The organism is Oleisolibacter albus, from assembly GCF_003336875.1.
GTDB classification, from domain to species: Bacteria; Pseudomonadota; Alphaproteobacteria; order Azospirillales; family Azospirillaceae; genus Niveispirillum; species Niveispirillum album.
Genome location: NZ_QGNJ01000003.1, coordinates 282,920 through 308,858, shown reverse-complemented (window position 1 = coordinate 308,858; position 25,939 = coordinate 282,920). Strand labels below are relative to the sequence as shown.

The window sequence follows — 25,939 nt, the reverse complement described above, 5'->3', positions numbered from 1 at the left end:
TCGGCCTCAGGGAAGCGACGGGGTGGGAGCGGCGAAGAAGCGGGTGATGGTGTCCATCACGGCCCGGTGCGCCAGATTGCCCATATGGCCCCCGTTGGGAAAGATATGGGCGCGGCCGGCGAAGATGCGGCGCAGCCCATCCAGGTCGCCCGGGGCCAGGATCACGTCGTCGGCATTGGTCATCAGCCAGACACGCCGGTTCTGCGCCAGCCAGGGGCCGATGCTGGTGAGGCTGGTCTGGGCCAGCAGGTCGGCCTGCGACAGACCGGGATACTGTTGCAGGTAGTGGCCGGCATAGATGTCCTGGAAATAGTCCAGCAGACTGGTACGGATGGCGACCGAGAAGACATCCGACAGCCGGGTTTCCGAGGTGAAGGTCTGGTCCTTGGGAAAGATGTAGCCGGCCCGGCGCATCACATCGGCGGAGAAGATCAGATTGGCCGCGGAGAGGCGGAAAGACAGACCGATGATGGTCGCCAGCCGGTCATCGCTGGGCTGCAAGCGGTTGAACGCCTCGAAGGTCACATCGGGGTCGTTAAAATCCAGCGCATCGGTGCCGGCCGTGCTGGTCAGCCGCGCCACAGCCTGATCGAGGAAGCGGTTCAGCCCGTCGATGCCACCCGGCAAGCCGCGCAGAAGCATGGCATCGATCTGCTGGATCGAATGATAGAGGCTGAGCGGCGGGTTGATCAGCAGCACCCACTCGAACCCGAACCGCTTCTCCCGCTCATCCAGCCGGGCCACGAAGGCGGCATGCCAGGCGCCCAGGCTGTAGCCGGTCAGCATATGGCCGGTGATCCGGTGCCGCTTGCGCAGCCGCTGTTCGATCCGGTCCATGACCCGGTACAGATCGGCCGCATCGGCGTCCGCCCGTCCGGGCAGGCGGGTTTCGCTGGCGGTGATGATGAAATTGGGATGGGTGGGCGATGGCAACAGCACCACATGCAGCCCGGCCCGGTACAGGGCCTGGGCCAGCATCAGCATGTGGCGGGACTGGTCGTCGGCCCCGGTCCCGGCGATGACGAAGGCCAGGGCGGCGGGACCGGGCTGCATCAGTTCGGAATAGTGGAGCCGGTCCTGGTACCAGAACCCCTCGGGGATCTGACGATCCGGGAAGACCAGGAGATCGCGCCGCCGCGGCTGCAAGGCGGGATTGTCCGGCAGTTGCTGCGCATGCGGCGTCCCCAGCACCGTCGCCGCCCAGCCATTATCGATGGCATAGTCATACGGGGGCGGGGTCTGCGGCAGCGGACCCGCCGGGTCCGGCCCCTGGGCGCACCCTGCCAGCAGCATCAGCAGGATCAGCCCCAGCACCGGCCATGGCCGGGTGGCGGGCCACGCCCTCATGCCCGCGCCGCCGACGCAGCGGACGGGGGCGCGGCGGACCGCCAGCACAGGACTTGCCGCATGGATCACTCCTTCGGACGTCGTGTCGTGCAACATCCCTGACCGGCGCGATCGCCCGGATGCCGTCCCATGTCCGCATCCATGAACGCGCAAAAGAGGATGGGGGTTGCACGCACCGCCACTTTTCCGTGGATGGCCCCATCCGTCAACCCTGCCCCGCCGGTCCGCCCGGCAACAGGGATATCGCGCAGGATCAGACCGCTGGACGGGGGACGTCGGAAGGCGGGACAGGCTGACACGCAGATCTTGCGGCGGCACGCTGATCCGTATGGGCGTGGTCAGCAGCCGGACCATCCGCTCCAGCAGGGCCAGGGGGGGCCATTCGCCGGGCCAGCGATGGTTGGCGGCATGCCGTCCACCGCCGGGGAGAAGGGATGGAAGCACCGGCCTCATGCAGGGCGATGGCCTGCCTGGGATTGCGGACCTTGCGGCCGCCCCGCGTTTCCAGCGCACCCTCCGTGAAGGCGTGCGTGACCCGTTGGATGGTATCCCGCTGGGCTGTCGACGGGCGCCGGGGCATGGCGGTCCCCTGTGCTGGCGGCTGGGTGGCGGCTGGGTGGCGGCTGGGTGATGGTGCGGGCCGGACGGCCCCGCCGACAACAGCGCCGCCGGCCGGTGGGGACCCTGCCCCTTCCGGGTTTGCTCCCGTCCCACCAAGCCGCCCACGCCTTGACAGCGGATCGATATCGGCATTTAATGACTGACCAGTCAGTTATGAGGGAACCATGGACCCACGGCCCACCCGCAGCCGCCGCAAGGAAGCCCGCCCCGCGGAGGTCCTTGCCGCCGCGCTCGACTGCTTTGCCGTCACCGGCTTCGCCGCGACGCGGATGGAGGACATCGCTGCCCGTGCCGGCGTGTCAAAGGGGACGGTCTATCTCTACTACCCCTCCAAGCAGGCCATCTTCGAAGCGCTGGTGCAGAACAGCCTGGTGCCCCGCATCGCCCAGATCGAAACCGCCCTGGCGGCCTTTCCCGGGAGCGCGACCGACCGGCTGCGCCTGTTCGCCAGCGTTCTCGGCAACACCATCGCCGAGCCGCGCCTCGTCGCCATCCCCAAGCTGGTGATGGCGGAAGCCGGCAATTTCCCGGACATGGCCCGCTTCTACCGGCGGGAGGTTGTAGGGCGCGGTCTGGCCCTGGTCGGCGGCATTCTGCGTCAGGGAGTTGAGGCCGGGGAGTTCCGGCCCCTGGACCCGGCCATTACGGCACGACTGTTCATGGCTCCCCTGATGCTGGTGGCCATCTGGCAGACCACCTTCGCCCCGGTGGAGGAACAGCCGATCCCCCCCGACCAGATCCTGTCCCAGCATCTCTCCCTGTTCCTCGCCTCGATCCGTGCGCCTGGAGGCTCGCCATGACCCGGCTCCCTATCACGTTGCTTCCCCTGCTGCTCCTGTCCGCCTGCGGCGGGGACGAGCCGCCCGGCCATTTCCAGGGCTATCTGGAGGGGGACTATCTGCACATCGCGGCTCCGGAGGCCGGGTGGCTGGCCGACCGGCCCGTGCGGGAGGGGGAGCGCGTCAGCGCCGGCACCCTGCTCTTCACCCTGGAGGATACGGACCAGATCGCCGCCCTGGCCCAGACCCGGGCGCAACTGGCCGAGGCCGAAAGCCAACTGGCCGACCTGCGGCTGGGCAGCCGGCCGGAGGAGTTGGCCTCCCGCGCCGCCCAGGTGGAGGAAGCGCGGGCCACCCTGCGCCTGGCCCGCCTCGACCTCGACCGCCAGCGCAAACTGGCCGCCACCAATGTGGCAGCCCAGGCCCGGCTGGACCAGGCGGAGGCCACGGCCGCCAGCGCCGCCGCCACCGTGGCCCGACAGGAAGCCGACCTCGCCACTGCCCGCCTGCCCGCCCGCAGCGACCGTATCGCCGCCGCCGAGGCGACGGTGGAGGCGGCCCGCGCCGCTGTGGCGCGGGCGGAGTGGCAATTGTCCCAGCGCCGCGTGGTCAGCCCGGCCGACGCGCTGGTGGATGATCTGGTGCGCGATCCCGGCGAATGGGTGCCGGCCAACGGCACCGTCGTCAGTCTGCTGCCCGCCGGGGGCATCAAGGCCGTGTTCTTCATCCCGGAACCGCAGCGCGCCAGCGTCAAACCCGGAGACCAGCTGACGGTGCAGTGCGACGGCTGCGCCGCCGGCCTCACGGCCCGCGTCAGCCGGCTGGCGACCGAGGCGGAATATACCCCGCCGGTGATCTTCAGCGGGGAAACCCGGGCCAAGCTGGTGTTCCGGGCCGAAGCCCGCCTGGAAGGGTCGGCGCCGGCGGAAGGGGGAGCCGGACTGCTGCCGGGCCAGCCCCTGACACTGACGGTGCAGCCATGACGGACCCGGTCATCGCTGTGCGCGGCCTGACCAAGCGCTTTGGCGGCCGTGCCGTGGTCGACAGCGTCGATCTGGAGGTGGAACGCGGCCAGATCCACGGCTTCCTCGGCCCCAATGGCAGCGGCAAGACCACGACCATCCGCCTGCTCTGCGGCCTGTTGGTCCCCGACGGCGGACAGGGCACCTGTCTCGGCTACGACATCCGCCGCCAGAGCTGGGCCATCAAGCAGCGGGTCGGCTACATGACCCAGAAGTTCAGCCTGTACGAAGACCTGACCATCCGCGAGAATCTGGACTTCGTGGCCCGGCTCTACGCTCTGCCCGACCGGCGCATCCGGGTGGCGGCGGCGCTGGACCGGCTGGGACTGGCCGACCGGCGGGACCAGCTGGCCGGGACATTGTCTGGGGGCTGGAAACAGCGGCTGGCCCTGGCCGCCTGCATCCTGCACGAGCCCGACCTGCTGCTGCTGGATGAGCCCACCGCCGGCGTCGATCCCAAGGCCCGACGGGAGTTCTGGGACGAGATCCACGCGCTGGCCGCCGACGGCATGACCGTCCTGGTCAGCACCCATTACATGGACGAGGCGGAGCGCTGCCACCGCATCGCCTATCTGGCCTATGGCCGGCTGCTGGCCACCGGCACGGTGGAACAGGTGGTTCAGGGCTCCGGCCTTGCCACCTGGCATGTCAGCGGCCCGGACCGCCAGATCGCGGCCCTGGCCCGCGATCTGAGCGGGCGGCCGGGGGTGGAGATGGTGGCGCCCTTCGGAGCCACCCTGCATGTCAGTGGCGGCGACGGCGCCCGGCTGGACGCGGCCGTCGCCGCCTTCCAGCAGATGCCCGACCTGCGCTGGAGCCGGGGCCTGCCGACGCTGGAGGACGCCTTCATCCATCTCATGGGCGGTGCCCGCGACAATTTCGCGGCGGCGCCGACTGCGGCGCGGAGGTCCGGGCCATGAGCCGCCGCTTCTCCCTGTCCCGCCTGCTGGCCATGATCATCAAGGAATTCATCCAGATGAAGCGGGACCGGCTGACCTTCGCCATGATGGTCGGCATTCCGGTGCTGCAGCTGCTGCTGTTCGGCTATGCCATCAACTCCGATCCCAAGCACCTGCCGACAGCGGTGCTGGCCCAGGACAACAGTCCGTTCAGCCGGGCCATCATCGCCGGCCTGCAGACCAGCGACTATTTCCGCCTGACCCGCACGGCCGCCACCGTGACGGAGGTGGAGGATCTGGTCGCCCGCGGCCGCGTGCAGTTCGCGGTGGAGATCCCGGCCGGTTTCGGCCGCGACCTCCTGCGCGGAGACCACCCCGCCCTGCTGGTCATCGCCGATGCCACAGACCCGGCCGCCACCGGCAATGCCGTCGGTGCCCTGCAACGCATCGTCGACAGTGCCCTGACACCGCTGCTGGACGGGCCATTGACGGCCCTGGCGCCGGTTTCCGGGCCGGTGGAGGTGCGCATCCACCGCCGCTACAACCCGGAGGGACTGACCCAGTACAACATCGTGCCCGGCCTGGTCGGCACCATCCTGACCATGACCATGATCATCATGACGGCGCTGGCGGTGACGCGGGAACGGGAGCGCGGCACCATGGAGAACCTGCTGGCCATGCCGGTGCGGCCGCTGGAGGTCATGCTGGGCAAGCTCGCCCCCTTCATCCTGGTCGGGGCCGCGCAGGTCATGGTCATCGCCGCGGCGGCGCGGCTGCTGTTCGGTGTGCCGATGGTGGGCAATCCCGCCGTGCTGGCCCTGGGCATGGTGGTGTTCATCAGCGCCAACCTGACCATGGGCTTCCTGTTCTCGACGCTGGCGCGCAACCAGCTCCAGGCCATGCAGATGAGCTTCTTCTTCTTCCTGCCATCCATCCTGATGTCGGGCTTCATGTTCCCCTTCCGCGGCATGCCCGACTGGGCCCAGGCCATCGGCGAGGTGCTGCCGCTGACACATTTCCTGCGCATCGTCCGCGGCGTCATGCTGAAGGGAAACGGGCTGCCGGAGATCTGGCCGGAGTTGTGGCCCCTGCTTCTGTTCCTTCTGGCTGTTTCGGCTCTGGCCATCCGGCGCTACCGCCAGACCCTGGATTAGCGGTCTTGACGCGGACCTTGAGCGGATTTGCGTGGAAATCCAGTCTGTTTCTTTAATCCTGTGAAAACCGGGACAAGGCACCATGACGCCTGCAGAGGTAGGGAGAACCCGTCATGGATGCCTGGACTGACCAGAGCTTGAACCTGCACGACACGGCCTATCCCGGCATTTTCGGGCCGGACCGGTTCACGGCAGACGATGCCCCGGTCGATGACCGGGTGGCCGAGGCGATGCCCTCCTCTTGGGCGAAGGCCGGGGAACGGCTTATTCTCTGGCTGGGACAGGCCATCGCCCAGGCCAACCATGCCCGCTCAAACCTGTCGCCCGACCGTCTGACCCATCTCGGCGCCGACGCCGCGGAAACCGTGGTCAAGATCCAGCTCGACCTGCTGCATGCCGCCCGGGCCACCATCCTCAACGCCCAACAGGCCATCCGCGACCAGTTCACTGTGGTCGGGGAGCTGGTGACCTGCCGGGCCGATGGCGCCCTGGCCTTCGGCGATTTCGCCCTGGTCAAGGGCGATGGCGCCGGCGGGGTCTGCATCACCAGCGCCGCCGGCACCTTCCTGCGTACCGCCGATGGTGGTGTGGTCCAGGCCACGGAAACGCGACAGGATCTGGAAAGCCACTATCTTCCGCCCTCCTTGGCGACGGCGCGAATGGCCGGCATCGGCTGACAGCCATCCCTTCCCGGCGAAAATCCGGGATTCCGGCATCGAGCCGGGAGGCCGCCGCCCGATTGCCTGCTATGCTCCCCGCCGGAAACGGCCGCGGTCCGGCGGCCGGCCAGGAGAAGGGGACCATCACCATGAGCTGGCAACCCGGTCACGATCCCGTGCAGGGGAATGTCCCGTCCTGTGAGGCCATCGAACTGATGGTGGTGCCGCGTGCCCGCGACATCGGCGGCTTCGAGGTGCGCCGCGCCCTGCCCCATATCCGGCGGCAGATGGTCGGCCCCTTCATCTTCTTCGATCAGATGGGGCCGGCGCAGTTCCTGGCCGGACAGGGCATGGATGTCCGCCCGCATCCCCATATCGGGCTGGCCACCGTCACCTATCTGTTCGATGGCCGGATCATGCACCGGGACAGCGAGGGCAACGCCCTGGAGATCACGCCCGGCGCCCTGAACCTGATGACGGCCGGGCGCGGCATCGCCCATTCCGAACGCAGCCCGGCGGACGCCCGGCGCACCACCCAGCCCATGTTCGGCATCCAGAGCTGGATCGCCCTGCCGCGGAGCTGCGAGGAGATCGCCCCCTCCTTCCAGCATGTGGGCGCGGACCAACTTCCCCTGGTGGGGGATGCCGGCCTGCGGGCGCGGGTCATTGCCGGCAGCGCCTTCGGCGCCACCTCCCCGGTGGAGACCCTGACCGAGACGCTGTATGTGGACCTGTCATTGCAGCCCGGCGCCGCCGTCCCCCTCGACCCGGATTACGAGGACCGCGCCCTCTACGTGGCCGCCGGCACGGTGGAGATCGCCGGCGACCGTTTCGAGGCGCCGCAGCTGCTAGTCTTCCGTCCCGGCGACAGCATCACCGTCCGCGCCGTCACCCCCTGCCGGCTGATGCTGCTGGGCGGCGCCACCATGGACGGGCCACGGCACATCTGGTGGAATTTCGTCTCCTCGTCGCGTGAGCGCATCGAGCAGGCCAAGGAGGACTGGCGCAGCGGCCGCTTCCCGCCCGTGCCTGGCGAGAGCGAGTTCATCCCGCTGCCCGGCGCCTGAGCCGCCCCGCCCCTCACCCCCCGTGCGGGTCGAACAGGCGGCGGTGCCGCTGCGCCAGATCATGGATGAAGCCGACTGTGGCCCGGATGCGCGCCAGCCGCTGGCTGTCGGCATGGATCAGCAGATAGAAGGTGCGGACCAGGCTGATCTCGGCCGCCAGCACCGGCTTCAGGGCCGGATCGGTCTGGGCGATGAAGGCCGGCAGCACGCCGATGCCCAGCCCGGCCCGCACCGCCTGGACCTGGGCGATGAGGTTGGCACTGCGGAAGCGCGGCGCCGCCTCCGGGCAGATCAGATGCAGATAATCCAGCTCGGGCGTGTAGAGCAGCTCGTCGATGTAGCCGACCAGCCGGTGCCGGGCCAGGTCCGTGGCGGCGCGTGGCAGGCCGTGGCGCGCCAGATAGTCCGCCGTGGCATAGAGGCCCAGGTGGTAGTCCGTCAGCTTGCGTCCCACCACCCGGCCCTGGGCTGGCAGCGACAGGGCAATGGCCACATCGGCCTCGCGCTTGGACAGGCTGAACAGGCGGGCCGTGGCCACCAGTTCCACCTCCAGCCGCGGATGGGCATCGCACAGGGCCGCAATGTGGGGGGCCAGGAAATAGGTGCCGAACCCGTCGGGCGCCCCGATGCGCACGGCCCCGCTGACGGCGGCGTTCTCATCGCCGATCTCCGCCTCGCCGGCCAGCACCGCCGCCTCCACCGCCTCCGCCGTGCGCAGCAGCCGCTCGCCGGCGGGTGTCGCGGCATAGCCGGTCTTCATGCGGTCGAACAGCTTGGCGTTCAGCGCCCGCTCCAGCCGGTCGATGCGGCGGCCGACCGTGCTGTGGTCCACGCCCAGCCCCTGGGCGGCACCGGTCAGCGAGCCGGCCCGCGCCACTGCCAGCGCGAACCGCAGATCATCCCAATCCATGCCGCTTTGTCCTCCCGCCCTCGCGCTATTTGGCCCCGGATGGGGAACGTTGTGCGATTCCGCACAACGGTTTCGCATTTTCTTGCCTTCGTCGAGGGAGTTCTGCACAGGATAATCGACATCAAGCGCGGGCGTGCCGCGCGGGAGCGGGCCGCCATGGCTGCGCGTTTCCCGTGGGCGGACCCGCACAGACACTGGGAGAGAGACGCCATGACCACCGCCACGCCCGCGTCCCCATTGACGCCGACCCTGGACCCCCATGCCCTGGCACGCACGCTGTCGGGCAAGCATCTGATCGGCGGCGCCCTGGTGCCCGCTGCCTCGGGCCGGACCTTCGACGTGGTCAACCCCGCCCGGGGCGACGTGGTCGGCCAGGCTGCCTTCGGCGAGGCGGCGGATGTGGAAGCCGCCGTGGCCGCCGCTGCCAAGGCGCAGAAGGAGTGGGCCAGGCGCCCGGCGCGCGAACGCGGCCGGCTGGTGGCGGATTGCGGCCGTGCGCTCCAGGCCCATGTGGAGGAGCTGGCCCGCCTCATCACGCTGGAGACGGGTAAGGCCCTGCGCACGGAAAGCCGGGTCGAGGCCGGGGTTCTGTCCGACAGCTTCGTCTTCTATGGCGGGCTGGCCCCGGAGCTGAAGGGGGAGACCGTGCCCTTCTCCCCCACGGTCATGACCATCACCCAGCGCGAGCCCATCGGCATCGTCGGCGCCATCATCCCCTGGAATGTGCCGCTGCTGCTGATGGCGCTGAAGATCGCCCCGGCCCTGGTCGCCGGCAATGCGGTGATCGTCAAATCGGCGGAGGAGGCACCGCTGGCCGTGCTGCGGGTCTGCCAGATCATCAACCAGATCCTGCCGCCGGGCCTGTTCAACATGCTCTCGGGCTTCGGGCCGGACTGCGGTGCGCCCCTGGTGGCCCATCCCAAGGTGGGCAAGATCACCTTCACCGGCAGCGTGGAGACGGGCCGCATCGTCTATAGGACGGCGGCCGAGAAGCTGATCCCGGTGACGCTGGAGCTGGGCGGCAAGTCGCCCATGATCGTGCTGGCCGATGCCGACCTGGACAAGGCCGTGGCCGGGGCCATCACCGGCATGCGCTTCACCCGCCAGGGGCAGAGCTGCACCGCCGCCAGCCGCATCTTCGTTCACCGCTCCATCCATGACGATTTCGTGGCCCGCCTGAAGGCGAAGGTGGACGCCATGGTCATGGGCGACCCGCTGGACGAGAAGACCGACATCGGCACCATCGTCTCGCCGCAGCAGTTCGAAAAGGTGCAGGGCTATATCGCCGCCGGCAAGGCCGAAGGCGGCACCGCCCACACCTGCTCCGCCCTGCCGACGGCGGAGGCCCTCAGCCCGGGCCTGTTCGTCCAGCCCGTGATCTTCACCGGCCTGACCAATGACAGCCGGCTGGCGCGGGAGGAGATCTTCGGCCCCGTCACCTGCGTCATCGTCTTCGACGATTACGAAGAGGCCATCACCCAGGCCAATGACACAGAGTACGGTCTGGCCGCCACCATCTGGACCAACGACCTGAAGAAGGCCCTGGACGCCACCCAGCGGCTGGAAGCCGGTCTGGTCCAGGTCAACCAGAACCTGGTGGTGCAGCCCAACATCTCCTATGGCGGCGTCAAGACCTCCGGCCTGGGCAAGGAGGCAAGCCTGGAAGCCATGCTGGAGCACTTCACGCACAAGAAGACCATCATGATCAACATGGCCTGACCCGGCCCGGATTCGACCAAAGAGGACATGATGGATTTCGAGCTGAACGACGATCAGCGGGCCGTGCAGGATCTGGCCCGCGGCTTTGCCCGCGATCATCTCGCCCCCTTCGCCGCGGCGTGGGACGAGGAGGGCATCTTCCCCGTGGATACGCTGCGCCGCGCCGCCGAGCTGGGATTCGCCGGCCTCTATTGCCGCGACGAGTTCGGCGGCACCGGCCTCGGCCGGCTGGACGCCGTCCTCCTGTTCGAGGAGCTGTCGGCGGCCTGCCCCTCCACCGCCGCCTATATCTCCATCCACAACATGGTGGCATGGATGATCGACAGCTTCGGCGATGCCGGGCAGCGGTCGCGCTGGCTGTCGTCGCTGTTCAGCATGGAGACACTGGCCAGCTATTGCCTGACCGAGCCGGGCAGCGGCTCCGATGCCGCCTCGCTGCGCACACGGGCCGAACGGGACGGCGACCATTACGTGCTGAACGGCACCAAGGCCTTCATCTCCGGCGCCGGTGCCACCGACCTCTATCTCATCATGTGCCGCACCGGCGGGCCGGGGCCGAAAGGCATCTCGGCCATCGTGGTGGAGAAGGGCACGCCCGGCCTGTCCTTCGGCAAGAAGGAACGCAAGATGGGCTGGAACAGCCAGCCCACGGCCACGGTCATCCTTGAGGATTGCCGGGTGCCCGTCGGCAATCGCCTGGGGGCGGAAGGCGATGGTTTCAAATTCGCCATGAAGGGGCTCGATGGCGGGCGCATCAACATCGCCGCCTGTTCCCTGGGCGGAGCGCGGGCCTGTCTGGAGCAGGCGCGCGACTACATGAACACCCGCCAGCAGTTCGGCAAGCCGCTGGCCGATTTCCAGGCGCTGCAATTCATGCTGGCCGACATGGCCACCGAGTTGGATGCCGCCCGGCTGATGGTCCACCGCGCCGCCCTGTCCCTGGACCGCGGCCACCCCGATGCCACGGCGCACTGCGCCATGGCCAAGCGCTTCGCCACCGACATCGGCTTCCGCGTCGCCAACGAGGCGCTGCAGCTGCATGGCGGCTACGGCTACATCAAGGACTATCCGGTGGAGCGCTTCGTCCGCGATCTGCGCGTCCACCAGATCCTGGAAGGCACCAACCAGGTCATGCGCATGATCATCGCCCGCCGCCTGCTGGCCGGCGACTGACAGACAAGAAGAACGGGAGGATACCATGGCGACGGTCGCCTTTATCGGGCTGGGCAATATGGGCCTGCCCATGGCCAGGAACCTGCTGAAGGCCGGGCACGGCGTGACCGGCTTCGATCTCTCGGCGGCCAGCCTGACGGCCCTGACCGAGGCCGGGGGCCGCACGGCCGCCACGGCCGGCGACGCGGCCGCCGATGCGGACGTGGTCATCACCATGCTGCCGGCCGGCCAGCATGTGCGGCAGGTCTATCTGGGCGAGGACGGCGTGCTGGCCCGGGCCAGGACCGGGGCGCTGCTGATCGACTGCTCCACCATCGATGTGGACACGGCCCGCACCGTCAACGCCGCCGCCGCTGCCAAGGGCTTCGACATGCTGGATGCCCCGGTGTCCGGCGGCACCGGCGGCGCCACCGCCGGGACCCTGACCTTCATGGTCGGCGGCAGCGATGCGGCCTTTACCCGCGCTCACCCGCTGCTGGAGGCCATGGGCAAGACCATCGTCCATGCCGGCGGGGCCGGCACCGGTCAGGCGGCCAAGATCTGCAACAACATGGTTCTGGGCATCTCCATGATCGCCGTGTCGGAGGCCTTCGCCCTGGCCGACCGGCTGGGGCTGGACCGGCAGAAGCTGTTCGACATCAGCGCGAAATCCTCCGGCCAGTGCTGGTCGCTGACCAGCTATTGCCCGGTGCCGGGGCCGGTGCCCACCTCCCCCGCCAACCGCGACTATCAGGCCGGCTTCACCGCCGACATGATGCTGAAGGACCTGAAGCTGGCGCAGCAGGCCGCCTCCAGCGCCGGCGCCTCCACGCCCCTGGGCGCCCAGGCCGCGGCCCTGTACCAGCTGATGTCGGCACGGGGCCAGGGCGACAAGGACTTCTCCGCCATATTCAAGCTGCTGTCGGGGGGCTGATCCGGGCCTCCACCCATCTGCTGCCGTGAAGCCGGGCGGTCCTGCGGGGCCGCCCTTTTTCGTGAAGGCACCGCGCCGGACTCCGCTTGCGCCAAGAAATGAACCATGTTTCATTTCTTCCATGGCCTATCGCCGCACCGACAGGGTCGAGATCCGTCTGGCCGAGACGCGGGAACGCATCGTCGGGACAGCCCTGGCGCTCGTCGCGGCCCAGGGCTATGGCGCTGCCGGCATGCCGGCCGTCGCTGCCGCGGCCGGCGTGTCCACCGGCCTGCTCTACCGCTATTTCCCCTCCAAGGCCGCCCTGTTCGACGAGGTGTTCCGCCGGGCCACGGCTCGGGAGATCGAGGCCTGCACCCAGGCCGTGGCCGCCCCCGGCCCGGCCCGGGACCGGCTGTCCCGGCTGGTGCAGACCTTCGCCCGCCGCGCCCTGAAGGGCCGGCGTCTGGCCTGGGCGCTGCTGGCGGAACCGGCGGAGCCGGTGGTGGAGGCCGACCGCCTGCGGCTCCGCGAGCCGTACCGCGCCCTGCTGGCCGGGATCATCCGCGATGGCATGACGGCCGGCGAGATCCGGCCGCAGGATGAGGCCCTGACCGCCGCCGCCCTGGTCGGCGCCATCGCCGAAGCCCTGCGCGCCGCTCTGACCGGCGCTCCGGCGGGGGAGCCGGCGGGCGCACCCATGGATGAGGAGACGCTGGTCGCCGGCCTCACCCGCTTCTGCGTACAGGCGCTGGGGCCGCCACCGGACTGACGCGGGGGCGGGCCGGCAAAAACAGACCGGGAAAAACCAGGATCAAGGGGAGGATCGCCATGGACAACCGCATCGACACCACGCTCATGCCGCCCAGCCGCATGCTGGCCGCCACGCATGAAGTTCAGAACCAGCCCCTGCCGCTGGAGGATTACAACAGCTTCCGTCAGGACCGGGCCCTGCAGGAGGGCGTGATCCGCAACGGCGCCGGCTGGGCCGAGGCCGGGCTGGAAGCGTTCGGCGCCCTGACTGGCCGCGCTGACATCATCGAGCTGGGCTTCCAGGCCAATGAGAACCCGCCGGTGCTGTATACCCATGACCGGCACGGCCACCGTGTCGATCTGGTGAAGTTCCATCCGGCCTATCACCAGCTGATGCGCACATCGCTGGAGAACGGCCTGCACAGCAGCCCCTGGACCGATCCGCGCCCCGGCGCCCATGTGGCCCGTGCCGCCAAGGTTTACCTGCTGAGCCAGGTGGAGGCGGCGCACCAATGCCCCGTCACCATGACCTTCGCCGCCGTACCGGCCCTGCGCCACCAGCCCGATCTGGCCCGGGACTGGCTGCCGAAGATCACCGCCCGGGCCTATGATCCCCGCAATGTGCCGGACGGGCAGAAGCAGGCCGTCACCATCGGCATGGCCATGACGGAGAAGCAGGGCGGCTCCGACGTGCGGGCCAACACAACCCGCGCCCATCCGCTGGGCGCCGGCGGCCCTGGCCAGCCCTATGAACTGGTCGGCCACAAATATTTCGTCTCCGCCCCCATGTGCGACGCCTTCCTGGTGCTGGCCCAGGCACCCGGCGGCCTGTCCTGCTTCCTGCTGCCGCGCTGGCGTCCGGACGGGGAGAAGAACCCGCTGCAGATCCAGCGGCTGAAACGCAAGATGGGCAATGTCGCCAATGCTTCCAGCGAGACGGAACTGCGCGGCGCCCTGGCCTGGATGGTGGGGGCTGAAGGGCGCGGCGTCGCCACCATCATCGAAATGGTGGCCATGACCCGGTTCGACTGCATGATCGGCTCCGCCGCCGGCATGCGGCAGGCCGTGTCCCAGGCGCTGCATCACTGCCACCACCGCAGCGCCTTCGGGGCACCGCTGGACCGGCAGCCGTTGATGCAGAATGTGCTGGCCGATCTGGCGCTGGAGGCGGAAGCGGCCCTGGCGCTGACGCTGCGCATCGGCCGTGCCCTGGACACCACCGCCGATGAGGGCGAGCGGCTGCTGGCCCGGCTCGGCACCGCCGTCGGCAAATACTGGATCTGCAAACGCGCGCCCAACCACGCCTATGAAGCCATGGAGTGCATTGGCGGCAGCGGTGTGATGGAGGATTGCATCATGCCGCGGCTGTTCCGCGAATCCCCAGTCAACGCCATCTGGGAGGGCAGCGGCAATGTGCAGTGCCTGGACGTGCTGCGCGCCCAGGCCAAGGAGCCGCGTGTGCTGGACGCCTATCTGGCCGAACTGGCGCGGGCGGCGGGGGCCGATGCCCGCTATGACCGCTTCCTGGCCCGGCTGAAGGATGATCTGGCCGACCGGGACGGGCTGGAATACCGTGCCCGTGATCTGGTGGACCGGCTGGCCCTGGCCCTGCAGGCCGCCCTGCTGCTGCAGGACAGCCCCGCCGCCGTGGCCGACGCCTTCTGCGCCGGCCGACTGGACCGGGGGGACGGGGCCAATTACGGGACCCTGCCCCGCGGCATCGATGCCCCCGCCCTGATCGAGCGCGCCCGCCCGCGGCTCTGATGCAGGACACCCGCCGGCCGCAGGCATGACCTCCGGCCGCGTCGGGCGCACCGCTGGCGTCGAGCACGGCCGACGGATCTTGACGCCTCCATACATTTCCATCATTCTGGAATTATGAAAACCGACACCGCCATCGCTGCCTTCGCCGCCCTGGCCCAGGAAACCCGCCTGGGCGTGGTCCGTCTGCTGGTGCAGGCGGGACCGGCGGGATTGAGCGCCGGGGATATCGCCACCCGGTTGGCGGTGCCGGCCTCCACCCTGTCGCACCATCTGGCGCAGCTGGAACGGGCGGGGCTGCTGCGGTCCTGGCGGCTGCAACGGCAGATCTTCTATGCCTGCGACTATGACGGCCTGCGGAGCCTGCTGACCTTTCTGATGCAGGATTGCTGCCAGGGCCGACCGGAGCTGTGCCCCCCCTGACGCGGGGTTCCCGACTGCCGGACTGATCGCCCCCGGCACACTGACGCCACCACAGAACAGGACACACCCTCATGGCCGCCATCACCATCTATCACAACCCCGCCTGCGGCACGTCGCGCAACACCCTGGCCATGATCCGCAACAGCGGGGTCGAACCGACGGTGGTGGAGTATCTCAAGACACCGCCGACCCGGGCGGAGCTGGTGGATCTCATCGCCCGCATGGGCGTGCCGGTGCGCGATGTGATCCGGCAGAAGCAGGCGCAGTACACCGATCTGGGTCTGGACGATCCGGCCCTGACCGACGACCAGTTGCTGGACGCCATGATCGCCCATCCCATCCTGATCAACCGGCCGATCGTGGTGACGCCGCTCGGCGTGCGTCTGTGCCGCCCCTCGGAACGGGTGCTGGACATCCTGCCAGACGCCCAGCGGGGTGCCTTCAGCAAGGAGGATGGGGAAGCCGTGGTGGACGCGGCCGGTCAGCGCATCGCTCCGGCGGAGTGACCGGCATGACCCGTGTGACGCCTGCCCGTGCGGCACCGCCGGCCATGGGCCTGTTCGAGCGCTATCTCAGCCTCTGGGTCGGGCTCTGCATCCTGGTCGGCATCGGGCTGGGCCATCTGCTGCCCGGTCTGTTCCAGACCATCGCCGCCGCCGAGCTGGCCCGGGTCAATCTGCCCGTGGCTGTGCTGATCTGGCTGATGATCGTGCCCATGCTGTTGAAGATCGATTTCGGCAGTCTGGGATCGGTGGCGCAGCATTGGCGGGGCGTGGGCGTCACGCTGCTGGTCAATTGGGGGGTGAAACCCTTTTCCATGGCCCTGCTGGGCAGCCTGTTCATCGGGCACCTGTTCGCGCCGTTGCTGCCCCCGGACCAGATCCCGTCCTACATCGCCGGCCTGATCCTGCTGGCCGCCGCCCCCTGCACCGCCATGGTCTTCGTCTGGTCGAACCTGTGCGAGGGCGAGCCGACCTACACTCTCAGCCAGGTGGCGCTGAACGACCTGATCATGGTCTTCGCCTTCGCGCCGCTGGTCGGACTGCTGCTGGGGGTCGCCTCCATCACCGTGCCCTGGGGCACGCTGCTGCTGTCGGTGCTGCTCTATATCGTGGTTCCGGTGGTGGCGGCCCAGCTATGGCGCCGCAGTCTGCTGGCCCGCGGTGGCGCGGCGGCTCTGTCCCGCACCCTGTCCCGGCTGCAGCCGCTGTCGCTGGCGTCGCTGCTGCTGACCCTGGTGCTGCTGTTCGGCTTCCAGGGCGAGCAGATCCTGGCCCAGCCGCTGGTCATCGCCCTGCTGGCCGTGCCGATCCTGATCCAGGTCTATCTCAACGCCGGCATCGCCTACTGGCTCAGCCGCCGGCTGGGTGTGGCCTGGTGCGTTGCCGCCCCGGCCGCCCTCATCGGCGCCAGCAACTTCTTTGAGCTGGCGGTCGCCGCCGCCATCAGCTTGTTCGGCCTGAATTCGGGTGCCGCCCTGGCCACCGTGGTCGGTGTGCTGGTGGAGGTGCCGGTGATGCTGTCCGTCGTGCATCTGGTGAAGCGCACCCGCCCCTGGTACGAGCGCCGGGCCGGCTGATCACATCCCCCGCCCTTCCCACACGGAGAGCCCCCTGTCATGGTGACCGATGGCAGCCTGCCCAGCTTGGACGAGACCTATTTGGATATTCCCGCGCCGGCCAAACTCGCGGTCGCGTCCCCTTCAACGCACCCGCCCCGCATCCTGCTGCTCTACGGTTCCCTGCGGGAACGCTCCTACAGCCGGTTCCTGACGGAAGAGTCGGCCCGGTTGTTGGGGCGCATGGGGGCGGAGACCCGGATCTTCGATCCGCATGGCCTGCCGCTGCCGGACAGTGTCAGCTCCGATCATCCCAAGGTGACGGAACTGCGCACCCTGTCACAATGGTCGGAAGGCCAGGTCTGGGTCAGCCCGGAACGGCACGGCACCATCACGGGCATCCTGAAATGCCAGATCGACTGGCTGCCGCTCGAAAGCGGCGGAATCCGTCCGACACAGGGGCGGACGCTGGCCGTGATGCAGGTCAGCGGCGGGTCCCAATCCTTCAATGCGGTCAATGCCATGCGGGTGCTGGGCCGCTGGATGCGCATGGTCACCATTCCCAACCAGTCCTCCGTGCCCAAGGCATTTCAGGAGTTCGACGAACAGGGCCGCATGAAACCCTCCGCCTATTATGACCGGGTGGTGGATGTGATGGAGGAAATGGTCAAATTCACGCTGCTGGTACGGGATCGCAGTGACTATCTGACCGACCGCTACAGTGAGCGGCGCGACGCCGGGCGGAAGGAAACCACCCAGGCGGCGGCCCTTGTCGCAACGGCCATGGCAGCGGAAAGGCCAAGCCGGACCTAGGGCGCCGATGCAGAAGCGCATCCGCCCCTGGCACGAGCGCCGGGTGGGCCGATCCCGACCGCGCCGGAGGTTCCGCGTCCGCGACAAGGGCCAAGCGCTTCCAGCCCGTACTGCCGCTGGCGCCACCGACAGGGTGTCTGTGAGATCGGCAGGAGCAGACGCACAAGGGATCATGGATGTCCACAAGGCAATCGCCGGGAGCTGCGGAAGAGTGACGATGCTTCGGACAAGGCGATGGGGATGGAATCGAAAATGGCTCCGCGACGAAACTATCGCACTATTATATCAATGATTTAACGCCCCGATTCGGAAACATTTTGTTTACTATTTGATGCGATTCTTATGACCCATTTCTCTCGTTGCCCCCTTGACGGCAGACGGCCGGTCAACGGCCCGCGACTTTCCGAATTGGAGTAAAACAATGATTATCCAGCGCCTGCGCGATGCGTCGATCACCACGCGTCTCCTGGGTAGCTCCGTTCTGGCCGTCGTGATGATGGTCGCCCTCGGCACCATCGCTTACACGACCCTCACCGCGACCATCACCAACGCCATTGCCGTCAACAAGGCGACCGAAACCTCGCGCATTGCCATGGACGCCAAGGTGAAGGTGCTGCAAAGCGCCACCCTGCTGCGCGACATGTACCAGGCCTCGACGGTCGATGAGGCGACCGCGGCCGGGGCTGCAGTCGCCGAGGCCGCCGGCAAGGCGGCGGAATCGCTGAAAGAGATTATTGATGAGAGCAGCAGTGCCGGTCAGCGCGCCCGGCTGGTCGCCCTGGCGGAAACCTGGGAAGCGCACCGCCAGTCTCTGGCCGAAGTGACGGAACTGGTCATCGAGCAGTTGCGGGTCCGTCAGAATGAGCTGTTCGGCCTCGGACCGCAGGTCGCGGAAAAGATGCGGATGCTGGCGACGGCTGCCTCGGCTCCGGGGGCCCCTGCTGATGCACCGGCCAAAGTGGCCCGGGTCCTCGAACTTTATAATGATGCCCGCGGGGCCACGCTGCGCTTTCTCAGCGAGAATGATCTCAAGCTGATGGAGCGCGTGCGCAAATCCAGCAGCGAAGCCGACAAGATCCTGCAGGATCTCCAGAAAGTCCCGTCTCTGGCAGCACCGGCCACGGCGGCACAGGAGGTTCTCACCACCTATGTCGGGATCTCGAAGAAACTGGGCGATCTGAACCGGCAGGTCACCGACATCCGCTTCAACCATGCGACTCCGACCCGGGAGAAGGTCATGGACGGGGTGAACGGCTTCGTCGATGTCTCGGCCATCGAGCAGACAAGCCGGCTGGATGAGATCGAAAGGTCCAGCATCGACACCCGCGCCACCATCCTCGTGTCGCTGACGGTGATCGCGATCATCCTTTTCGTGGCTCTGTTCATGATCTCCCATTCGGTCAGCCGGCCTGTGCGTGCCCTGACGGCGGCGATGCAGCAATTGGCCGGCGGCGACCTGCACACCTCTGTCCCGGCCACCGAGCGTGGCGACGAGGTCGGCGCCATGGCCAAATCGGTGCTGGTGTTCAAGGAAAGCATGGTCCGCAACCGCGACATGGAAATCGTGGCCAAGGATGCCGCCGAGCAGGCGCAGCGCGAACGGCGCGAAGCACGGCTGCGTCTGGCCGAGGCCTTCGAAGCCAGTGTCAAGGGCATGGTCGAGGCCGTGGCCTCCGCCGCCACCGAGATGCAGTCTGCCGCCTCGGCCATGACCGGAACCGCCCAGCACGCCAGCAGCCAGTCGACCGCCGTCGCCGCCGCCGCCGAGCAGGCCAGCGCCAATGTCAACACCGTGGCCGGTGCCACGGAGGAGCTGTCGGCCTCGATCCAGGAGATCAGCCGTCAGGTCGCCCAGTCCAGCAACATCGCCACCGACGCGGTGCAGGAGGCTGAGCGCACCGCCCGGACCATGGAAAGCCTGGTGCAGGCGGCGGCCGAGATCGGTCAGGTGGTCGAGCTGATCAGCGAGATCGCGGCCCAGACCAACCTGCTGGCACTGAATGCCACCATCGAGGCGGCCCGCGCCGGCGAGGCCGGCAAGGGCTTCGCCGTCGTCGCTTCGGAGGTGAAGGCGCTGGCGACCCAGACCGCCCGCGCCACCGACGAGATCCAGGCCAAGGTGGTCGAGATCCAGACCGCCACCGGCGGCGCCCACAAGGCGGTCGAAGGCATCGGCAGCACCGTGACCCGGGTCAGCGAAATCTCCGCCACCATTGCCGCGGCGGTGGAGGAACAGGGGGCGGCCACTCAGGACATCGCGGCCAATGTGCAGGAGGCCGCCCGCGGCACCCGCGACATGTCCGGCAACATTACCGGCGTCAGCCAGGCTGCCACCGAAACCGGCGCCGCGGCGGAGCAGGTTCTGGCGGCCGCCGGCGAGCTGTCGCGCAATGCCGAAGGGCTGCGCAACGAAGTGGACAAGTTCCTGTCCAGCGTCCGCGCCGCGTAAACCACGCAGACGCCGCAGTCTGGATATGAACGGCCGGGAGCGATCCCGGCCGTTTCCTATTCCGCGGCCGTGGGCAGGCTGCGCGCCTGCAACTGCCACATGCGGGCGAAGGGACCTCCCTGCCGGATCAGGTCACCCGGCGGCCCGTCCTCGACGATATGGCCGTCCACCAGCACGATGATGCGGTCGAATCCGGCCACGGTGGACAGGCGATGCGCCACCGACACCACGGTCCGTCCCCGCATCAGACCATCCAGGGCCTGCTGGATCTCAATCTCAGACGCCGTATCCAGGGCGGAGGTTGCCTCGTCCAGGATCAGCACGGGCGCGTCCTTCAGAAAGGCGCGGGCGATGCCGATGCGCTGGCGCTGCCCGCCGGACAGCAGGATGCCCCGTTCCCCCACCAGCGTGTCATAGCCCTGGGGCAGCGACCGCACGAAGTCGTCGCAGCGGGCAGCCCGGGCCGCAGCCTGGACCGCCGTGTCGGGTGCGTCCGGACGGCCATAGCGGATGTTCTCCAGCACCGAGCGATGGAAGAGCGAGACATCCTGCGGCACCACAGCGATCTTGCGCCGCAACCCGTCCTGGGTCAGCGCTATGACCGGTTCGCCATCGATCAGCACCCGCCCCTCCTGCACATCCTCCAGCCGCTGGATCAAGGCCAGCAGCGTCGATTTGCCCGCCCCCGACGCCCCGACCACGCCCAGCCGCTGGCCGGCCGGGATATGCAGGTCGAGATCGCGGAACAGCGGCGTCCGGCCGGCATGGGCGAAGGTGACACCCTCCAGCCGCACCTCGCCCCGGGATTCCGCCGCAGGCGGGCGGGCATCCGGCCGGTCCGGCACGTCATGGGGCCTGGCGATGATGCGCAAGGTGTCGGCCACGGCCCCAAGCTGCTGGGTGATGCCCACCAGGGCGAAGGCGAGATCGCGCGAGCCATGCAGGATGCGGAAGGTCAGGGCGCTGACCATGACCACGTCGCCGGGCGTGACGCCGCCGCGCTGCCACAGCGACACCACCCAGACCAGCATGGCGCCCGCCAGCACGGTCAGGCAGAGATCGTGCAGGACACGGGTCTTCTCCAGATGCATCCAGCTGCGCACCTGCGCCTGCCCCTCGATCCCCAGGGCCTGGTTCAGGCGCGCATGTTCGCGCTGCCGGGCGGAAAAGGCCTTCACCGTCCAGATGTTGGAGACCACATCCACCAGTTCGCCGCCGACGCGCGCCCCTTCCTCCGCATAGAGGCGGTGCAGCCCACGGCCTCGGCTGCCATACCACAGCACCGACAGGCCGGTGATGGCGACGAACAGCACCAGCGCCAGCCCCATGCGCCCATCGACCGTGGTCAGCACGATAACGGCACCGATGAAGTCGATCACCGGCGGCATGATGCTCCAGGTCAGGGTGCCGAGGACGCTGCCGATGGCGCCGGCCGTGGCGGTGATGCGTCCCCCCAGCGCTCCCACCATGTTCTGCGAGAAATAGCGCAGCGAATGGCCGCTGAGGTGACGGAACAGGTCCAGCCGGATGTCGATGCCGCTGGCCACCACCGCACGGCAGCCCAGCCAGCCACCGGCGCGCCACAGCACATTCTCGGCCAGGATCAGCCCCAGGAACAGGGTCAGCGGCGTCCAGACATCGGCGGTGGCCCGGTCGGACGACGCCATGGCGTCGACCAGCAGCTTCATCCCCCACTGGACCGCCACGGCGCAGCCGGCCGCCCCCAGGATCAGCAGGAACAAGCCGCCGAACTGCAGCGGTCGCCGCCGCATGTAATGCAGCAGGAAGCGCACCGGCGTACCGGGAATGGCTGCGTCGCTCCACATCGGCTCCATCCCCGCCCGTCAGGCCGCCGTGGCCCGGCGGACGGTATCACCGGCCATCGCGAACCGCGGTTGCAGCCGGGCCAGTGCCTCCGCCAGCGGCGCATGGACCGGCCTTTCGCCGCCGGCATCCCGGTTGCCCAACAGTCCCACGGGGCAGTGCCGGTCATTGTCCCAGCCGGGATAATCCAGCACGGGATAGAGACACAGTCCCTGAACCGGGACTCCGCCGCCGATGGCCGCCGCCACCTCGTCGGCCACATAGTGCAGCCAGGGCGCACGGGCATCGCCCTCCGCCCCGGTCTCCGCCACCAGCAGGGGACGGCCGTAGCGGGCATGGAATTCGGCCAGGATCTCCCGGAAGGGCCGATAGTCCGCCGCCCCCGGTTCGATGGTCCTGCCGCCGATATACCATTGATTATCGGCGTAATAGTTCACACCGACGATGTCCAGGCACTCCGGCGCGCCGCCCAGCTCGGGACACATGCGGCCGGTGACCATGTCCATGGCCTCGAACTGGGCCAGGCGGTAGCACTCGGCCTCGCGCCGGTCACCGGACCTCCCGGGCCGCCCCACCACATGGATGGCGGGATCGACCTGTATGATGCGGGCGCGGGGGTCCACCAGGCGCACCTGCTCCACGGCGGCGATGTGGGCGCGGACCAGCTGGCGTTTCAACTCCGCCCCGCGGCCGCGGGCCAGGGGATTGAAACGCGCCACCTCACCCCCGGCCCAGGCCCAGAAGGAGATCTCGTTCACCGGGCACCACAGGGGCGGTGCGTCCGTCTCCGCCGCCACCAGCCGCGCCGCCGCGCGCGCGAAGCGGGCGAAAGCGAAGACGAAACCGGGGTCCCAGATGTCCAGATGGTCCGGCCAGCCATAATGGCACAGATCCCAGATCACCTGGGTTCCCGTCTCCCGCGCCGCCCGCAGCATGGGCAGCACGCTGGACCAGTCATAGCGTCCCGGGGCGGTTTCGATCCTGTGCCAGCGGAACCCGTCACGCACGGTGCGGATGCCATGCCCGGCCAAGGCCCGGTAGTCCGCCGCCGCCGCATCGTCATGGCCGGTGGAGGCGAGAAGATCCAGCCGCCGTCCGTCCCGTCGCCGGTGGGTGGAACACTCGAACCCACCCTGGAAGAAGCTCAGGAACGGGGATGCTGGCACAGCGGCGTCCGAAGCGTCACGTCGATCAAAAGGCATGCGCAATCCTCATTCCGCCGCGGGCACCTGGGGGCGGGCATCGGCCCCCAGGGCCAAGTGCCGGTCCTGCGCCCGCAATTCCTGCGCTGCGCGTCGCAGGCCTGTCCCCGTCTGCTCGGCCGCCGCGATGCGATTGAACACTGAAAGTGCCTGCGCCACCACCTGATCCATATTGTAATATCTGTAGGTGCCCAGCCGGCCGACGAAGGTCACATTCGGTGTGGCATCGGCCAGGGCCTGATAGCGGCGGTACAGTTCGGCATTTTCCGCCCGCGGCACGGGATAGTACGGGTCGCCTTCGGCGGAGGGGAACTCGTAGGTGATGCTTGTGCGTGGATTCTGCTGCCCGGTCAGATGCTTGTATTCGGTGATGCGGGTATGGCTCACATCCTCCGCGGGATAATTGACCACGGCCACGGGCTGCAGCCACTCCCGCTCCAGCGTCTCATGCCGGAAGGTCAGCGAACGGTAGGGCAGCTTGCCGAAGCGATAATCGAAGAATTCGTCGATGGGTCCCGAATAGATCAGCTTCTCGTACTGGACCTCGTTGCGGATCTCGGCGAAATCCGTGTTCAGCATGATCTTGATGTTGGGGTGGTCCAGCATCCGCTCGAACATGCGGGTATAGCCGTGCTTCGGCATGTTCTGGAAACTGTCGGTGAAATAGCGGTCGTCCGTGTTGGTACGCGTCGGCACCCGCGCCGTCACGGCCTTGTCCAGGGCCGCCGGGTCCACGCCCCACTGCTTGCGGGTGTAGCCGCGGAAGAAGGTCTCATACAGTTCCCGTCCCACCTGACTGACCACCACATCCTCTGACGTGCGGATGCTGGGCACGGCCTCCGCACGTTCGGCCAGGAACCGGGCCGCGCCCGCCTCATCCAGCTCCAGCCCGTACAGGCGGTTCAGCGTGGTCAGGTTGATGGGGATGGGCACAAGCTGGTCCCGCACCTTGGCCAGCACGCGATGCTGATACGGCCGCCATTCGGTGAAACGGGACAGGTATTCCGCCACCTGGGTGGAATTGGTGTGGAAGATGTGGGGACCGTAGCGGTGGATCAGCAGCCCCGCACCATCATGGCAGTCATAGGCATTGCCGGCGATATGCGGACGCTTGTCGATGATCAGCACCCGCTTGCCCAACTGGGACGCCAGCCGTTCGGCCAGCACGCTGCCGGCGAACCCTGCCCCGACGATCAGATAATCGAAGCCGGTGCGCCGGCTCCGCTTCTCCACCAGGGCCGGCCTTTGCGTCGGCGGGCGGCGCAACAGGATGGCATTGTCGGCCGCCCGGGTCTGGGCCCGGGCGATGGCATCGACCATGCGCTGCCAGGTACTGTCCCAGGACATGCTGCTCAGCACCAGGTCGATACGGGCCTGGAGACGATCGGCACTACGGCCTGAATCCAGGGCCGTGTCGATGGCCCTGACGAAGCCGTCCCCATCGCCGGCGATATGGACCACGCCACTGTCGCCATAGCCACGCACCACATCCGTGACCGGGGTGGACACCACCGGCCGCCCGGCGGCCAGATATTCCGGCGTCTTGGTCGGGCTGATGAAACGGGTGGACTCGTTCAGGGCGAAGGGCATCATCGCCACGTCCCAGCCGGCCAGATAGAGCGGCAGCTCGTCATAGACCTTGGGGCCGAGATAATGGATGTTCGGGCGCCGCGGCAGATGGGCCGGATCGATCTTCACCACCGGCCCGATCATGACGAAGTGCAGGTCCGGGCGGGCGGCGGCGACCGCATCCAGCAGGGCGATATCCAGCCGCTCGTCGATAACACCATAGAAACCGACACGCGGATGCGGGATCGCCGCCTGATCGGTGGGGTCCGGCATCGGGCGGCGGGCAGCGGCGAAATGCGCCACATCCACGCTGCTGGGAAAGGCATGCACATCATGGTGCAGGGGACGCTTGGCCTCGTACAGGCTGACACCGCCGGTGAAGACCAGATCGGCCCGGCCGAGCAGAATCCGCTCGCGCTCCACCAGTTCCGGCGGCGCACCGCGGAAGGCCGACAGCTCATCCATGCAGTCATAGATGATGACCGACGCCTTGAGGTGGTCGGAATACGCCAGGCTCATCGGCGTGTAGTACCAGAGCACCGGCGCCGTCACGCCGGCCGCGGCGAAGTGCCGGTCCAGCAGCATCCGCTGGATCAGCGTCGTTTCCGCGGTATCGCCCAGCACCCGCTCCGGGATGCGGGGCACCAGGATCTCGACGGCCGCCTCCTCGCGTACATCCAGCCAGGGCTGCGGCGCATCGGTCGGCACCGGCTCCTCGACGAAGAAGACCCGGTGGGTGCGGGCGAAGCGCGACATCAGATGCTGGGGGCGCTGAAAGACGAAGCTCCAGCGCAGATGGGAAAAACAGACCAGATCACCGTGGCGGACCCGGCTGCCGGGGAGAGTGCTGCTGCCCTGGCCGCCGGTACGCAGGGACTTGCCGATATGAACCTGGAAAGGGCCGGCCCAACTCATTCCGATCATCCCTCATTGCCAGTCGCAGAACTCCGTTGCCGCCGGTGCGGATGCAGACCGTGCGGCCGGAGCGGTCGCGGCAGGAACCCGCCCTGCAGGCGTAGGGTTCCTGGGGCGTTGCAATCGGACCTGGGAGTACTTCGCATACCGCGGAAAGAAACGGCCCTTTCATCTTTCGATAAGGCGGATAAAGACCAGGGCTACCGCAGATTATTACGCAGCTGCGAGATAATGATCGGCAGACAATCCAGCGCGAAAACCGTCATCCTCTGTGGTACATTGTGACAATACTCGGCATTTCTCAGAAAACCTGCGACCGCAGGGAATAGTTCCACTCAGTGCGGTGTTTATTGCCGTCGGCCCGCGCAGCACCCGGCAACGCCGCACAAAGCGGCGGAACGCCTTGGTGCCAGGCAGGCCGGCATGCTGG

At 68.2% G+C, this 25,939-nt stretch carries 21 protein-coding genes; 16 read left to right on the top strand and 5 right to left on the bottom strand.

Annotated features, from left to right (window positions below; translation table 11 throughout):
• Positions 1 to 6: 6 nt before the first annotated feature.
• Positions 7 to 1,347 (bottom strand): alpha/beta fold hydrolase, encoded by a 1,341-nt coding sequence (locus tag DK368_RS06225; protein WP_155524492.1) that lies wholly within the window; start codon positions 1,345 to 1,347, stop codon positions 7 to 9.
• A gap of 785 nt (positions 1,348 to 2,132) precedes the next feature.
• Between DK368_RS06225 and DK368_RS06220 the strand changes: the two genes are divergently transcribed.
• From DK368_RS06220 to DK368_RS06195, 6 genes are all read left to right on the top strand, one after another.
• Positions 2,133 to 2,768: a TetR/AcrR family transcriptional regulator gene (locus DK368_RS06220; RefSeq protein WP_114393055.1), complete on the top strand. Its 636-nt coding sequence runs from the start codon at positions 2,133 to 2,135 to the stop codon at positions 2,766 to 2,768.
• Positions 2,765 to 3,730 (top strand): HlyD family secretion protein, encoded by a 966-nt coding sequence (locus DK368_RS06215; protein ID WP_114393053.1) that lies wholly within the window; start codon positions 2,765 to 2,767, stop codon positions 3,728 to 3,730. The genes DK368_RS06220 and DK368_RS06215 overlap by 4 nt, the downstream gene beginning before the upstream one ends.
• Positions 3,727 to 4,689, top strand: a complete 963-nt coding sequence (locus tag DK368_RS06210) for an ABC transporter ATP-binding protein (protein ID WP_114393051.1) — start codon at positions 3,727 to 3,729, stop codon at positions 4,687 to 4,689. Before DK368_RS06215 ends, DK368_RS06210 begins: the two co-directional genes overlap by 4 nt.
• Entirely contained in the window at positions 4,686 to 5,822 is a 1,137-nt protein-coding gene (locus tag DK368_RS06205) for an ABC transporter permease (RefSeq protein WP_114393049.1), read from the top strand. The genes DK368_RS06210 and DK368_RS06205 overlap by 4 nt, the downstream gene beginning before the upstream one ends.
• A 113-nt stretch (positions 5,823 to 5,935) precedes the next feature.
• Entirely contained in the window at positions 5,936 to 6,499 is a 564-nt protein-coding gene (locus tag DK368_RS06200; protein ID WP_114393047.1) for a hypothetical protein, read from the top strand.
• Between the two features lie 131 nt (positions 6,500 to 6,630).
• Positions 6,631 to 7,548: a pirin family protein gene (locus tag DK368_RS06195; protein ID WP_114393133.1), complete on the top strand. Its 918-nt coding sequence runs from the start codon at positions 6,631 to 6,633 to the stop codon at positions 7,546 to 7,548.
• 13 nt (positions 7,549 to 7,561) lie between these two features.
• Here the strand turns inward: DK368_RS06195 and DK368_RS06190 are convergent, their stop codons facing one another.
• Complete coding sequence (locus DK368_RS06190; protein WP_114393045.1) at positions 7,562 to 8,458, bottom strand: LysR family transcriptional regulator; 897 nt, start codon at positions 8,456 to 8,458, stop codon at positions 7,562 to 7,564.
• Between the two features lie 210 nt (positions 8,459 to 8,668).
• Here DK368_RS06190 and DK368_RS06185 point away from each other — a divergent pair, with 210 nt between their 5' ends.
• The 10 genes from DK368_RS06185 (at position 8,669) to DK368_RS22265 (ending at position 19,999) form a co-directional block, all read left to right on the top strand.
• Positions 8,669 to 10,177 carry an aldehyde dehydrogenase family protein gene (locus DK368_RS06185; protein ID WP_114393043.1) on the top strand — a complete coding sequence of 503 codons (1,509 nt, stop codon included), beginning with the start codon at positions 8,669 to 8,671 and terminating at the stop codon, positions 10,175 to 10,177.
• Between the two features lie 30 nt (positions 10,178 to 10,207).
• The gene (locus DK368_RS06180; RefSeq protein ID WP_114393132.1) at positions 10,208 to 11,350 is read left to right on the top strand and encodes an isobutyryl-CoA dehydrogenase; all 1,143 of its coding nucleotides are present in this window, start codon (positions 10,208 to 10,210) and stop codon (positions 11,348 to 11,350) included.
• Between the two features lie 25 nt (positions 11,351 to 11,375).
• Complete coding sequence (gene mmsB, locus DK368_RS06175; RefSeq protein WP_114393041.1) at positions 11,376 to 12,263, top strand: 3-hydroxyisobutyrate dehydrogenase; 888 nt, start codon at positions 11,376 to 11,378, stop codon at positions 12,261 to 12,263.
• 121 nt (positions 12,264 to 12,384) lie between these two features.
• Positions 12,385 to 13,014, top strand: a complete 630-nt coding sequence (locus DK368_RS06170; RefSeq protein WP_114393039.1) for a TetR/AcrR family transcriptional regulator — start codon at positions 12,385 to 12,387, stop codon at positions 13,012 to 13,014.
• Between the two features lie 59 nt (positions 13,015 to 13,073).
• Positions 13,074 to 14,759, top strand: coding sequence for an acyl-CoA dehydrogenase family protein (locus tag DK368_RS06165; protein WP_114393037.1), 1,686 nt, complete (start codon positions 13,074 to 13,076; stop codon positions 14,757 to 14,759).
• 114 nt (positions 14,760 to 14,873) lie between these two features.
• Positions 14,874 to 15,179, top strand: coding sequence for an ArsR/SmtB family transcription factor (locus DK368_RS06160; RefSeq protein WP_114393035.1), 306 nt, complete (start codon positions 14,874 to 14,876; stop codon positions 15,177 to 15,179).
• Between the two features lie 71 nt (positions 15,180 to 15,250).
• Positions 15,251 to 15,685, top strand: a complete 435-nt coding sequence (arsC, locus tag DK368_RS06155) for an arsenate reductase (glutaredoxin) (RefSeq protein ID WP_114393033.1) — start codon at positions 15,251 to 15,253, stop codon at positions 15,683 to 15,685.
• 44 nt (positions 15,686 to 15,729) lie between these two features.
• Positions 15,730 to 16,758 (top strand): ACR3 family arsenite efflux transporter, encoded by a 1,029-nt coding sequence (gene arsB / locus DK368_RS06150; RefSeq protein ID WP_114393131.1) that lies wholly within the window; start codon positions 15,730 to 15,732, stop codon positions 16,756 to 16,758.
• Between the two features lie 39 nt (positions 16,759 to 16,797).
• Positions 16,798 to 17,550 (top strand): arsenical resistance protein ArsH, encoded by a 753-nt coding sequence (gene arsH / locus DK368_RS06145; RefSeq protein WP_114393031.1) that lies wholly within the window; start codon positions 16,798 to 16,800, stop codon positions 17,548 to 17,550.
• A 421-nt stretch (positions 17,551 to 17,971) separates the two neighbouring features.
• Entirely contained in the window at positions 17,972 to 19,999 is a 2,028-nt protein-coding gene (locus DK368_RS22265) for a methyl-accepting chemotaxis protein (protein ID WP_114393029.1), read from the top strand.
• Between the two features lie 56 nt (positions 20,000 to 20,055).
• Here DK368_RS22265 and DK368_RS06135 read toward each other — a convergent pair whose 3' ends face one another.
• From DK368_RS06135 to glf, 3 genes are read right to left on the bottom strand one after another with little or no spacing between them, the layout of a single operon-like run.
• On the bottom strand, positions 20,056 to 21,825 hold the full coding sequence (locus tag DK368_RS06135) for an ABC transporter ATP-binding protein (protein WP_114393027.1): 1,770 nt from the start codon (positions 21,823 to 21,825) through the stop codon (positions 20,056 to 20,058).
• Positions 21,826 to 21,843: 18 nt separating this feature from the next.
• Positions 21,844 to 22,989: a beta-glucosidase gene (locus DK368_RS06130; protein WP_240002358.1), complete on the bottom strand. Its 1,146-nt coding sequence runs from the start codon at positions 22,987 to 22,989 to the stop codon at positions 21,844 to 21,846.
• Positions 22,990 to 23,034: 45 nt separating this feature from the next.
• Positions 23,035 to 25,509, bottom strand: coding sequence for a UDP-galactopyranose mutase (gene glf, locus DK368_RS06125; RefSeq protein ID WP_240002357.1), 2,475 nt, complete (start codon positions 25,507 to 25,509; stop codon positions 23,035 to 23,037).
• Positions 25,510 to 25,939 lie beyond the last annotated feature (430 nt).